The organism is Sporosarcina sp. USHLN248, assembly GCF_037144575.1.
In the GTDB taxonomy this organism is placed as follows: Bacteria; Bacillota; Bacilli; order Bacillales_A; family Planococcaceae; genus Sporosarcina; species Sporosarcina contaminans.
The window spans coordinates 1-11,592 of sequence record NZ_JBBCZC010000065.1; the positions used below are offsets into that span (position 1 = coordinate 1).

The 11,592-nt window shown below is 42.5% G+C and carries 12 protein-coding genes; 7 read left to right on the forward strand and 5 right to left on the reverse strand.

What is annotated here, in order from left to right; genetic code table 11:
* Positions 1–186 precede the first annotated feature (186 nt).
* From WFH04_RS17210 to WFH04_RS17225, 4 genes are all read left to right on the forward strand, one after another.
* Positions 187–537, forward strand: coding sequence for a rhodanese-like domain-containing protein (locus WFH04_RS17210; RefSeq protein WP_336825399.1), 351 nt, complete (start codon positions 187–189; stop codon positions 535–537).
* Positions 538–905: 368 nt separating this feature from the next.
* Positions 906–1,718 carry an ABC transporter permease gene (locus tag WFH04_RS17215; protein ID WP_381480041.1) on the forward strand — a complete coding sequence of 271 codons (813 nt, stop codon included), beginning with the start codon at positions 906–908 and terminating at the stop codon, positions 1,716–1,718.
* Positions 1,719–1,722: 4 nt separating this feature from the next.
* Positions 1,723–2,511 (forward strand): ABC transporter ATP-binding protein, encoded by a 789-nt coding sequence (locus WFH04_RS17220; protein WP_336825403.1) that lies wholly within the window; start codon positions 1,723–1,725, stop codon positions 2,509–2,511.
* Positions 2,512–2,552: 41 nt separating this feature from the next.
* Complete coding sequence (locus WFH04_RS17225) at positions 2,553–3,632, forward strand: ABC transporter substrate-binding protein (protein ID WP_336825420.1); 1,080 nt, start codon at positions 2,553–2,555, stop codon at positions 3,630–3,632.
* A 55-nt stretch (positions 3,633–3,687) separates the two neighbouring features.
* Here WFH04_RS17225 and WFH04_RS17230 read toward each other — a convergent pair whose 3' ends face one another.
* The 4 genes from WFH04_RS17230 to WFH04_RS17245 all read right to left on the reverse strand — a co-directional run bounded on the left by WFH04_RS17230 (position 3,688) and on the right by WFH04_RS17245 (position 7,823).
* Positions 3,688–4,437 carry an arylamine N-acetyltransferase family protein gene (locus WFH04_RS17230; protein WP_336825405.1) on the reverse strand — a complete coding sequence of 250 codons (750 nt, stop codon included), beginning with the start codon at positions 4,435–4,437 and terminating at the stop codon, positions 3,688–3,690.
* Between the two features lie 358 nt (positions 4,438–4,795).
* A complete protein-coding gene (locus WFH04_RS17235) occupies positions 4,796–5,773 on the reverse strand; it encodes a DMT family transporter (protein WP_336825407.1) in 978 nt (325 codons plus the stop codon).
* 125 nt (positions 5,774–5,898) lie between these two features.
* Complete coding sequence (pepT, locus tag WFH04_RS17240) at positions 5,899–7,125, reverse strand: peptidase T (protein WP_336825409.1); 1,227 nt, start codon at positions 7,123–7,125, stop codon at positions 5,899–5,901.
* Between the two features lie 35 nt (positions 7,126–7,160).
* Positions 7,161–7,823 (reverse strand): lysoplasmalogenase, encoded by a 663-nt coding sequence (locus WFH04_RS17245; protein WP_336825412.1) that lies wholly within the window; start codon positions 7,821–7,823, stop codon positions 7,161–7,163.
* A gap of 555 nt (positions 7,824–8,378) precedes the next feature.
* On the opposite strand from WFH04_RS17245, the gene WFH04_RS17250 reads away from it, so the two are divergent.
* Complete coding sequence (locus WFH04_RS17250) at positions 8,379–9,029, forward strand: MOSC domain-containing protein (protein WP_336825422.1); 651 nt, start codon at positions 8,379–8,381, stop codon at positions 9,027–9,029.
* Positions 9,030–9,113: 84 nt separating this feature from the next.
* Here the strand turns inward: WFH04_RS17250 and WFH04_RS17255 are convergent, their stop codons facing one another.
* Positions 9,114–10,004 carry a LysR family transcriptional regulator gene (locus WFH04_RS17255; protein ID WP_336825414.1) on the reverse strand — a complete coding sequence of 297 codons (891 nt, stop codon included), beginning with the start codon at positions 10,002–10,004 and terminating at the stop codon, positions 9,114–9,116.
* Between the two features lie 108 nt (positions 10,005–10,112).
* Here WFH04_RS17255 and WFH04_RS17260 point away from each other — a divergent pair, with 108 nt between their 5' ends.
* Positions 10,113–11,114 (forward strand): YeiH family protein, encoded by a 1,002-nt coding sequence (locus tag WFH04_RS17260; RefSeq protein ID WP_336825416.1) that lies wholly within the window; start codon positions 10,113–10,115, stop codon positions 11,112–11,114.
* Between the two features lie 67 nt (positions 11,115–11,181).
* Positions 11,182–11,445 carry a metal-sensitive transcriptional regulator gene (locus tag WFH04_RS17265; RefSeq protein ID WP_336825418.1) on the forward strand — a complete coding sequence of 88 codons (264 nt, stop codon included), beginning with the start codon at positions 11,182–11,184 and terminating at the stop codon, positions 11,443–11,445.
* Positions 11,446–11,592: the final 147 nt, after the last annotated feature.

Below are 11,592 nucleotides of genomic sequence, written 5' to 3' on the forward strand. Positions count from 1 at the left end.
GCCATGCCGGCGGAAAGCGTCCGCCCTGTAGCGCAAATCAACATTACTCAGCGGTACCTAAGTAAAAGGGTGACGTGCAAATCACATCACCCCAACATTTGATTTAGAACCTTTTTTTGTAGGCAAAAACATTGTTCGTTTATACCCTGCATGGTATATTTACAGAGGATTAAAGGGGGGATTTTTATGAAATGGATTATCATATTACTCATCATTGCATTTATCGCCTACCGAATGATGCCAGCAAAAGGTGTAAAAACAATAACTGTAGCTGAATTAAAGAAGCGCCTCTCAGACAAAAATAGTCAATTTATAGATGTCAGAACATCTGCAGAATACAAGGGCGGTCATATAAAAGAGTTTAGCAATATTCCACTGAATGCCCTAAATGCCCACTTATCAAAGTTGGATAAAAGCAAAGAAACCTTCGTCATCTGCCAAAGCGGCATGCGAAGCGCACAAGCCGCCAAGACTTTAAAGAAAGCCGGATTTGAACGAGTGATCAATGTAAGAGGCGGCATGAGTGCATGGCGTTAAAAGTATAGATGTTGTTGCTATGCCCTAATTGGCTTTATACAGTCATTAGGGTGTTTTTTATTTTGGGGAAGGAAGACTGTAATTATGCTATGTTATGTTGCGCCCCGTCTATGTTGTGATACAGAGCTTTTACATTGTGTTGCACATCTACCCTTGTGTTGCGTAGCGTCTACATTGTGATACTTTACCCACGTGCATTGCATCTACCTCACATTTCACCTTCAAAGTGGTATAGCACCCCAAATTATTCTGGAAACCACGCCGCACATTTTTCAACAAAATCCGGGGGAAAAACATGATGATCGATACGTTTGCCCAACCATACCTTTAGGCGGATACATACTATTTAGATGAAGAGGTGGTGGCCGTTGAAAAAAGACTATGTGACTGATCCATTTGAGATCGAGCAGAGAGAGTGGAAGCAAAAGCAGAAGAAGGAACGCTATAAGCAGTTACTGACGATTATTTCTCCGATCTTTCTGTTGATGGTTTGGGAAGTGCTGTCGCGTACTGGAATCTTTGATATTCGTTTTTTTCCGCCGCCCACTGCAATTATCGGTACATTTTTCGATATGATTGCAAGCGGTGCGATGGCAAATCATATTGGGGTGTCCCTTTATAGAATATTTGTCGGGTTTTTAGCAGGTGTCATACCTGGTGTGATCATCGGTTTGCTGATGGGGCTTTATTCACCGATACGGCATTTCGTTCAGCCGATTGTCATGGCGCTTATGCCGATTCCGACGCTTGCGTTGTTGCCAATTATCATCATTTTATTCGGTATTGGCGATCTGTCGAAGGTAGTGACGATTGCAGGAAGCGTTTTTTTTCCAGTTGCCATTAATACGGCTGCGGGTGTGTTGAATATCGACAGGATCTATTTGGACGTAGCGAATAATTATGGAGCGGGGAAGATGCAATTTTTCTTTAAGATTGCATTGCCCGGTGCACTTCCGGTCATGTTGGAAGGCATTCAAATGGGTCAGGCGATTGCACTGCTGACGATTGTTGCTGCAGAAATGATGGGAGCGACTTCAGGCATCGGATATTTGATATGGACTTCGTACAAGGCATTTTTGCTGAAAGAGATGTTTGTCGGGTTGATTCTCATATCGTTTTTCGGCTATCTCTTCTCCTTGTTGCTGCGTGGATTACAGAAAAAATTGCTGCCTTGGAGGTGAGTGGATGAAGAAAGGTGCGAAAATTGACATTCAACATTTGACGAAGGCTTTCTACAAAAAGCAGGATAGTGTGACAGCGCTTGACGATATTTCATTGACGATCGAAGACGGAGAATTTGTCTGCCTCGTTGGTCCGAGTGGTTGCGGGAAAACGACGTTGCTTCGAATTTTGGCAGGTTTGGAACAGCCGAGTGTCGGGGAATTCACGATCCGTTCAGAAAATGAAAACCGTCCTCTACAGTCGATGGTGTTTCAAGAAAGAGGAGTCATTCCATGGTTAACAGTAGAGGAAAACGTCGCCTTCGGATTAAAGATGAGAGGCTTGCCGAAGGAAATCATCCAAGAACGGACGGACTATTATATAAAGAAAACGGGGCTTGACCGTTTTGCTAAGCTATATCCGAAAGAATTATCCGGTGGTATGAAGCAACGGGTTAGCATCGCTCGTGCCTTCGCAAATGATCCGGAAATTCTATTGATGGATGAGCCGTTTGCTGCTTTGGATGAACAAAATAAATTTATTTTGCAAGAAGAGCTATTATCGATTTGGTCTGAAACGAAAAAGACGGTACTGTTCATTACTCATAGCATTGATGAAGCGTTGCTATTAAGCGATCGCATCTTACTTATGAGCGCACAGCCCGGGAAGATTATCAAGCAGGTCCGGATTGACATGCCACGTCCGCGAACGATTGAAGATATCCGCAAGAACCCAGTCATGGCGGCACAGTTTGTTGACATATGGACGCATTTGCAAGATGAGGTACAACGGTCAAGGAGGGATCAGGCTTGAAAAGGGGAGAATCGGTGAGAAAAGGGTTGTTGTATGGGTGGATGCTCATGCTGTTGTCTGTCTTGTTATTGGCAGCTGCATGCAGTAAAAAGGAAACAGAGCCGGAAAAGGAGAAGCCGGTCGATCAGCCTTCCGATACGGTTGTAGACACACCTTCTTCAGGAGATTTGCCGCCTTTAGAAAAACGGGCAAAAATACTGATTGCAGAAGATGGGGCTGCTTCGGGGGCAGGTTTTTACATTGCCAAGGAAAAAGGATATTTTGATGCATACAATATAGAAGTAGAATTTGCGGATTTTGCGAATAGTGACGACATGTTGCCGGCCCTTGCCGCAGGGGAAGTTGATATTGCGGGAGGCGTCTCGACAGCTTCGTTTTTTAATGCAATTGCGCAAGGAATCGACGTACGAATCATTGCGGATAAAGGACATAATGTACCTGGCAAATCGTATTTCACATTTGTCATCGGTAATCATATGGTAGATACGATTAAAGATTATCCGGATTTTCGCGGAAAGAAGATTGCAGTATCTTCTAGAAATTCCATTGACGGCTATATTTTTGAAGAAATGCTGAAGCATGCGGGATTAACAGAGGAAGATGTTGAGTACGTGCACATCGCAGATTTTGGAGCGATGTTAGGTGCCATTAACTCCGGTACGATTGATGCGGCACTGAATATCGAACCGCTCATTGCGCAAGGTGTTGACCAAGGAATCCACGTCCGCTTCGGCGACACGACCGATTATATGCCAAACTCTCAAATTGCGATGGTGCTAGCTTCCCCGAAATTTATGGCGGACGAAGAGCTGTCCATCCGTTTTATGGCGGCATATCTTAAAGGTCTGCATGATTACAATGACGCGTTCTTCAAAGATATCAATCGAGAAGAAATCGTAGATATTATGGTGCAGCATACTGCTTTAAAAGACCCTGCATTATGGGATAAAGTGTATGTTACCGGTCTTGATCCAAATGGAAAGATGTTTGTCGATGATATTAAAAAGCAATTTGAAACCTATAAAGCGAACGGGGCAATTGTTGGAGAGATCGATTTTGACAAAGCTGTCGATACATCCCTTGCAGAAGAAGCAGTTGAAATTATTGGGGTTTATGAATAAATAACTTTAGGATGCCATACACCAACTAACGATGTTGTGGATGGCATCCTTTTCGTTACTTTAGATGTATACCGAAAAATTGCTGTAAAATCGCCGGCTTTTCATCTTCACTGACAGTTGCCTTTTGTTTCTCCCCGTTACGTGTAGTAATTAACTGATTGTCGGATAATGTAATTCGGCCATCTGGGGTGGCAATTGTAACGAGCTCTTTTTGAGTAAAATGAGATTCGGGAGAGGTTTGATTAAAACGGCAAACCTCCTCGAAATCCGGCAATTCCTTAGGCGTAATGTCGAAGCGCAGCAAAGTAATATAGTTTGCATCACCATCAGCTTTTTGCAAGTCGAAAATATGATCATTCACTTGAACTGCACGATAAACACCACTCACATCTTCCCGAAGTTCGCCTGTCAATGGAATTGGAACCCGAGCGGAGTCGCCAAAACCGACATCGACTAAATAAGGCTGATCGAGTTCGACAATCTGGGCAGCATGGCTTCCTTCTTTTGCCCAACCGCCATCGGGGCGTCGAACAGTGCCTGCAACCAGGTGGTTGGTGAAGCCTACGTTATGAAGCAGCCAATTGAATAGCCCGTTTAGCTCATAACAAAACCCTCCGCGATGATTCAACACAACTTTTTCATAATACGTTGTCACATCTAAAGGAATCGGCACATTACGCATTACATCCAAATTCTCAAAAGGAATATGAAGCATATGCTGCAATTGGAGATGAGCAAGTGTTTTTTCGTTTGCCTCTTCAACTTTGTCTATGCCAATCCGCCGTAAATATTCATTTACATTCATATATAGATACTCCTTTTACGTAATACTTCTGTTCTGAAAAAGTGATCTTCCGATAGTAGATGCTTGTCAGGCGGATTGAAGCACCATGAGTCTGCTTTTTGAAAAACCAAGAAAGGTTTTCAGTCTTGGTCGATTAGAATAGGTAACCATACCATGTCCTTCATAGATAGCTCCCGGTTTCATGGTCCCAAATAATTATAAGAAGTGTTCCTTGCGCCTAAATTTCCTCAAAACGTTTTTCAGCTTACTTTTGAAATGCTTCCCAAATTGATTATAGGAAGCTTCCAGTGCATAATAGGGATTCATCATTTATTTGTAACGTAGTAGTATATATTGAGTTATCCAATCTTGGTTTCCTTTACGTCTGTTGTTCGTTTGCCAATTTGAATTTCTTTTTTCCTGCGATCGCCGTCTGGTAACTGTGTAGCCCCATTCCAATAATAATAACACCGATTCCGATTAGGGAAAGCGGGCCTGGCAAGGCAATATGCAAAATTAGCATTTCACCAAACATCGCAAAGATGAGCTCGGTCGATTGTGTTGCTTCCACAGCTGCTAACTTTCCTTGATCATTTTTCACAAGATCGGTCGCCATAAAGAATAGAGTCGTTGCAATAACGCCCGAACTAATGGCGACAATCAATGATTGGGCGACTTGCCCGATGGAAGGAGGTCCTACCGTTAACAGAGCATAGACGGCAAAGCCGATCCAGACAGGAATTGTCATTAATGTCATGGAGAGTACCCGCTGGAATGTATCTAACTTACCTTGCAACAAATCCATCATTTTACGATTTCCTAACGGATAGGCGAATGCTGCGACTATAATAGGTAAAATGCCAAGCAAAAGCGTTCTTCTATCGACGCTGCTCGCATTCGGGATTTGAATGAGGACAACCCCTGCGAAAATGATCAGCGTAATGAACAGGGAGGCGATTGGAATTCGTTGCCGCACGAATTGCTGTCCAGTAGTCGTCTGCGTCCGAACGAAAAAAAGCGGGGCCAATAAAACCCCCGCAACAATCGTCAATTGCCAAGTTCCAGCAAGCAACCAACCCGGACTATATGCTGCGGAAAAAGTCAGCGGCGCATAGAAAAGAACGAATGCAACGAAGCTCCAAAGAAAAAATGGACCTGGAGACGCGGCCATCGCCTCTGTCATCTCCCGAAGACCTTTACGCTTTGCAACGATGGCAACCAAGAAGGGGACCATGAAGAAGTAGCGCAAAGATGCACTCCAAAGGAAGCTGCCACCGTCCATCTCCATTGAACGGTTCAACACAAAAGTGACTGCAAAAAACAAAGATGATAGAATTCCGAGCCAAATTGCTTTCATAGCAGCATCCCCCATTCCTTCTGTTCTCCAATATACAGTTTGTATCCCCATTCATGTTCATTCTCAACGGCTACATAGAACTGCACTGTATTCAGTTCAATTGATAGGAGCTGCTTACTTTTTCCTCATGCGCGTTCTTCGTAAAGTTTGACTGCTTCAATAATAACTTCGGTCGCCTTCACCATATTATCTGCAGAGATGTATTCATATTTTCCATGGTAGTTCTCACCGCCAGTGAAAATGTTTGGTGTCGGCATGCCCATATAGGATAATTGCGATCCGTCTGTACCACCACGAACTGGGACGATATTCGGCTCGATGTTTAATATTTTGAATGCATCCGAAATAATATCGACAATTTCCATAACGGGCTCAATTTTTTCACGCATGTTGAAATATTGGTCTTCAATTTTTAGAGAAACAGCATGCTCTCCGTATTTCTCTTTTAATTTCTCCGCTGTGTTGACCATAAGCTGCTTGCGGTCTTCAAATTGCTCGCGGTCGAAGTAACGGATAATGTAGTCTAACTCAGTCTTTTCGATTGAACCATTCACTTCCATTAAGTGAATAAAGCCTTCATAGTCATCAGTTTTCTGTGGGATTTCATCTACAGGCATGACCGCTTGAAATTCATTCGCAATTAAAATGGAATTAACCATTTTATCTTTTGCAGATCCTGGGTGCACATTCGTCCCAGTGAAAGTTACTTTTGCACCTGCAGCGTTAAAGCTCTCGTATTGAAGCTCGCCGATTGGGCCGCCATCCATCGTATACGCATATTTTGCACCGAATGCTTCTACGTCGAATTTATGCGGCCCACGACCGATTTCTTCGTCAGGCGTGAAAGCGACACGGAGTTTGCCGTGTTTAATTTCAGGATGGGCAATCAAATATTCCATAGCCGTCATAATTTCAGCGATTCCGGCTTTATTGTCAGCCCCTAAAAGCGTTGTGCCGTCTGTTGTAATCAATGTATGGCCGACGTAATTTATTAATTCTGGGAACGTCTCGACAGCCATCACTGTATTTTCGTTTAAATGAATGTCTTTGCCGTCATAATTGTCGATGCGTTGTGGATTGACATTTTTGCCCGTGTAGTCGGTTGCTGTGTCGACATGCGCCAAGAAGCCGATTACCGGCAACTCTTTATCGGTATTAGCAGGCAATGAAGCGAAAAGATAACCGTTTTCATCTAACGTAATTTCTTCCATTCCGATGTCTGATAGTTCTTTTTGCAATACGTGCAGTAAATCCCATTGTCCTTCTGTAGATGGGGTGGATGTGCTGCTCGCATCGGATTGTGTATCGATTTTTGCATAACGAATTAACCGATCAATTAATTTCTCTTTCATTTGGATTCCTCCTAATTTCATCACTTTGGATGATTTCATCTTATCAGATTACTTCGCTTCACGGAATACGTAACGACTCGGCTTCCAATACTTAAAGCGATGAGGAATTGCGCCGCGTAATAAGTGACCATCACGAATGCGTCTCTATAAGGTATATCTATAACAAAACGGTCAATAGCAAGAACTGAATCGGAAAAAATGAATAGCACTGCCCCTGCAATGGCTAAAGGGAATCCTGTTCGAATAGCCATCCAGCCCATCGTCAAAATGACAATGATATAAGCGATTATGGCGACTCCCAATAAAACATGCCCGATTTTAAACTGCGACCCTGCAATGACAATTGCCATAGCTGCCCCGTACAACAGCAACAATGCCGCAACCCAAATGGGGATTTTCTTACGGATTGCTTGTTTGAACGCATAAATATAAAAAAGATGGCCGATGAAAAACGTTACCAACCCAGCCATAAACCAATAAATAACCCCGTCTGCAATCATGCAAATGAACAGCCCAGCTATAATGATGCGCTTATACTTTTTCGAGACAAGCGGCAAGGTCGTCGCAGCAAGCGCTATAATTAACGCCATTGGTATCAATTTCATAACAATCTTGAAAACGACAGGATCCGCGGGGATGAAAAATATGTAAATGATACCCATTACGGCTATCGCAGCCATCAACAAGATTCTTGCCATTTCGCCCAACTCCTTTCCTCCCAAAATATTCGAGAAGGACGTACAAAATTCCTTCCTGCGTGGAAAAAACGAAGTTGCGGGGAACGAAAATAAACTCGGAAAAGCCATTTATTTCGCTGTAGTGAACAATTTAAAAAGGCAGTAGCCCACTACGCTTAATTGGTTATAATGACGTGGAAATTTGCCGTTTTGTATAGGAAAATAGCATTTTCTCATAGTGATACGTTCAATCTATAAAAGTGTTAAATCGGTCTCGTGAAAAAAGAGGACAGTCGAAATCAGTCCTACTAGTGATTATTGGAATCCCCCTATAAACCAAGTCACTCCTTCATAGTGGTTCCATCCCCATCCATAAAAACTTCTTTAAAACCGGATAGCTGTGTTATATCGACAGAGTTCTTTAATAAAACCTAAAAATAATGAAACACTATGAAACAATGTCTGTTGTATAATTAATAATAGAAAGAAAAAAATAGTCTCTCACATGATGCCTAGGATAGAAGGGCTTTTAAATTGAAGAAAGAAGGTATATATGAAGTGATAAGTAGCGAAACGATGGAAATTAAAACATTATCAACTGGAATGCCTACAAAGATGGTATACGGAGATGGTAAAGAAATCCTCACAGGAATTCGCAAACAATCTACGGAAGAGGCCCATTTGAAAAGGGAAGGTTTCCAAGGAGATGGTGTAGGGGATTTAAAGCATCACGGCGGTTTAGATCGTGCGGTATGTGTATATCCTTATGAACATTATTTACATTGGGAGAAGGAATTAGGACATTCATTATCCCCTTCAACTTTCGGTGAAAACTTGACAGTGACAAATATGCTGGAAAAAGACGTTTGTATTGGGGATATATTTCGTGTCGGGGAAGCGGTTATCCAAGTAACCCAAGGCAGAATCCCTTGCAGCACAATTACAAAAAGAACGAATGAGCCAGCCCTTTTAAAAATGCTGGTGAAAACGGGATTCACGGGCTATTTATGCCGGGTTTTAGAGGAAGGCATTGTTCGAAATGATTCACGCATTACTTTATTGGAAGCGCACCCGAAAGAAGTGTCCATTCTTTTTGGAAATGAAGTTTATTTTCATCGTCCAAAAGATATTGAAGGGATAGAAAGACTACTGTCTGTTGATGAATTAGCAAATGAGTGGAAAGAAGCTCTAAAAAGTCGGTTACATAAACTTACAATTTCCCGTTAGTTTGGATTGAGCCTGCTTGGACAGGAAGCAGGCTCCCTCTATCGATAAACTATTCCTATGCGTGCGCTACTTGCAGCTACTCCATCAATGGCGAAGAAAAGCACGCGTTCGTAGCAAATCAATGAAAACCTCCAGAGCCTTTGTTTGAAAAGGAGTACTTGTAATAATGGAAAACTTACGGAGGAAGGGCAATCCTTCAACTGATAACACACATAAATCCCCATTTCGTACTTCTTTCTGTATCGCCCAAGTGGACAATAAACTAATGCCAAGCCCTGCCTCTACGGACTCCTTAATAGGCTGAGTGCTGCTGAAGCTCATCGTTTGCTTCGGTGCAATGTCAAAGCGCTCAAAAAATTGCTCCATCGCTTCACGTGTTCCAGAACCGGTTTCCCGTTTGATCCACATTTCTTGTTCTAACTCTTTTGCTTTCAAAGGCATTGCTCTTTTAGCGAACGGGTGGTTAGGAGGGGCAACGACAACCATTTCGTCTTCTGCTAACTCCTCCGTTATCAATTTTACTTGTTCAAATTGTCCTTCTACAATCCCGATGTCCAATTGATGGCTTTCGACTAAGTCAGCGATTGTTTTTGTATTGCCAATTGTAACGGCGGGCAGAATAGTAGGGTATGTTCTTTTCAAATTGGATAAAATACGGGGAAGGACGTATTCTCCAAAAGTGTAACTCGCACCAATTGACAGAGTGCCGGATGCTTGGTTCAGTAGGTCATCACATAGATTTTGCATTTTCCCATAGAGAGCCAATATTTCTTTTCCATGATGAAAGACAATTTCCCCGGCTTTTGTTAAGCGTACATATTTATTTGATCGTTCCAATAGCCTGGTCCCGAACTGGTCCTCAAATTGTCGAATATACTGACTAACGGCCGGCTGTGTCATATGATGTTCTTTTGCAGCCTGAGAAAAGCTTTCTTTTTCTGCAACTGTAATAAATATTTGCAATTGCTGATCCAAATTGAAGACCTCCTTGATTCATAAGGGATTACTTATCATTACTATTATTATAATTTATTTTACTTATAGCAATTACGATACTATTCTAATGGCAGGAGGTGTTCACCGTTGAATGACAGAAAATCAAGCGTATTATGGATAGCTGGAATAGGGTTTACATTTTTCATTGCATTATTAGGGTTTTTATTGGCAAAACTGCCTGGCTTCAATCATATCGGACAGTTGGCGAGTGCAATTATTATTGCTGTCGCTTACCGGCAGTTTTTTGGCTATCCCGAAGTGCTTCGTAAGGGGATAACGTTTTCATCGAAAAAACTACTTCGGTTGGCGATTATATTATATGGATTGAAGCTGAATATTGATATCGTATTTAAAGATGGTCTTGGATTGTTAGCGCGGGATGCGATCGTCATTGCATTTGCTATCACGGTTACTGTTCTCATTGCAAAATGGCTGAAAGCAGATAGAATGATTTCATTGCTGCTTGGCGTAGGGACTGGCGTATGCGGAGCAGCAGCGATTGCAGCGGTAGCGCCTATAGTCAAAGCGAAAGATGAAGACACTGCAATTGGCGTTGGCATTATTGCGCTAATGGGGACGGTGTTTGCAATCGGCTATACAATTCTTCGGCCGATTGTTCCGCTATTACCGACAGAATACGGAATATGGTCGGGCATTAGCCTACATGAATTGGCGCATGTTGCAATTGCGGCAGCACCTGCAGGAGAAGATGCGTTAGCGATTGCGCTTTTGGCGAAACTGGGAAGAGTCTTCTTATTAGTGCCGTTGTGCTTTATTTTTATTTATTTCATGAAACGTAAAAGCAAAGGGGCGGAGGAAGAACAAAGCAAAATTGAGTTCCCTTGGTTTTTGGTCGGTTTTATTGCACTAAGCCTTTTAGGCAGTTACGTCTTAGGTCATTCCATTCCGGTTACAGAAGGATTCATGGATGGCGTCAGTACGTTAACGACATGGCTATTGACAGCTGCGATGGTTGGGCTTGGCTTAAATGTAAGCTTGAAGGACCTACGCGAACGTGCAATGAAACCGTTAATTGCCATGACCATCACATCTGTCATGCTGTCTGTATTGGCATATTTCATCATCTAAACAGTTCATTTGACTCATATACCTCTTGGGGCATATGATTGATGAAGAAGTGAAAGGGGAGGTTCAAATGCAATACGATGCCAAAATCGTGAATCGGTTGAAAAGGATAGAAGGGCAAATTAAAGGGATTTTGAAAATGATCGAGGAAGGCAAGGACTGCAAAGAAGTCGTTACACAGCTATCTGCCTCCCGTTCCGCTATGGACCGAACGATCGGCGTAATCGTCAGTGAAAATTTAATTTCCTGCATGCAAAATATGGATGAAAACAATCCGACTTCCAAAGAGGATCTGGTAAAAGAGGCTGTAGAGCTATTAGTGAAAAGCCGGTAACCATACTTAATACGAAAAGCAAGAGTCACTGCTCTTGCTTCAGACTGTAGACAAAGTATTTTTTCACTTTGTCTACAGTCTTTTAAAGGTTTTTAGTTATGGGATAAGTGTTTGCCCAGCTTGGCTTGAAAACGCTTGCCAGACAAG

What these genes read in the sequence shown, in the direction of transcription:
- WFH04_RS17210 (WP_336825399.1), top strand. Translation starts at nt 187, where the DNA reads ATGAAATGGATTATCATATTACTCATCATTGCATTTATCGCCTACCGA.
- WFH04_RS17220 (WP_336825403.1), top strand. Translation starts at nt 1,723, where the DNA reads ATGAAGAAAGGTGCGAAAATTGACATTCAACATTTGACGAAGGCTTTC.
- WFH04_RS17225 (WP_336825420.1), top strand. Translation starts at nt 2,553, where the DNA reads ATGCTCATGCTGTTGTCTGTCTTGTTATTGGCAGCTGCATGCAGTAAA.
- WFH04_RS17230 (WP_336825405.1), bottom strand. Translation starts at nt 4,437, where the DNA reads ATGAATGTAAATGAATATTTACGGCGGATTGGCATAGACAAAGTTGAA.
- WFH04_RS17235 (WP_336825407.1), bottom strand. Translation starts at nt 5,773, where the DNA reads ATGAAAGCAATTTGGCTCGGAATTCTATCATCTTTGTTTTTTGCAGTC.
- pepT (WP_336825409.1), bottom strand. Translation starts at nt 7,125, where the DNA reads ATGAAAGAGAAATTAATTGATCGGTTAATTCGTTATGCAAAAATCGAT.
- WFH04_RS17245 (WP_336825412.1), bottom strand. Translation starts at nt 7,823, where the DNA reads ATGGCAAGAATCTTGTTGATGGCTGCGATAGCCGTAATGGGTATCATT.
- WFH04_RS17250 (WP_336825422.1), top strand. Translation starts at nt 8,379, where the DNA reads ATGGAAATTAAAACATTATCAACTGGAATGCCTACAAAGATGGTATAC.
- WFH04_RS17265 (WP_336825418.1), top strand. Translation starts at nt 11,182, where the DNA reads ATGCAATACGATGCCAAAATCGTGAATCGGTTGAAAAGGATAGAAGGG.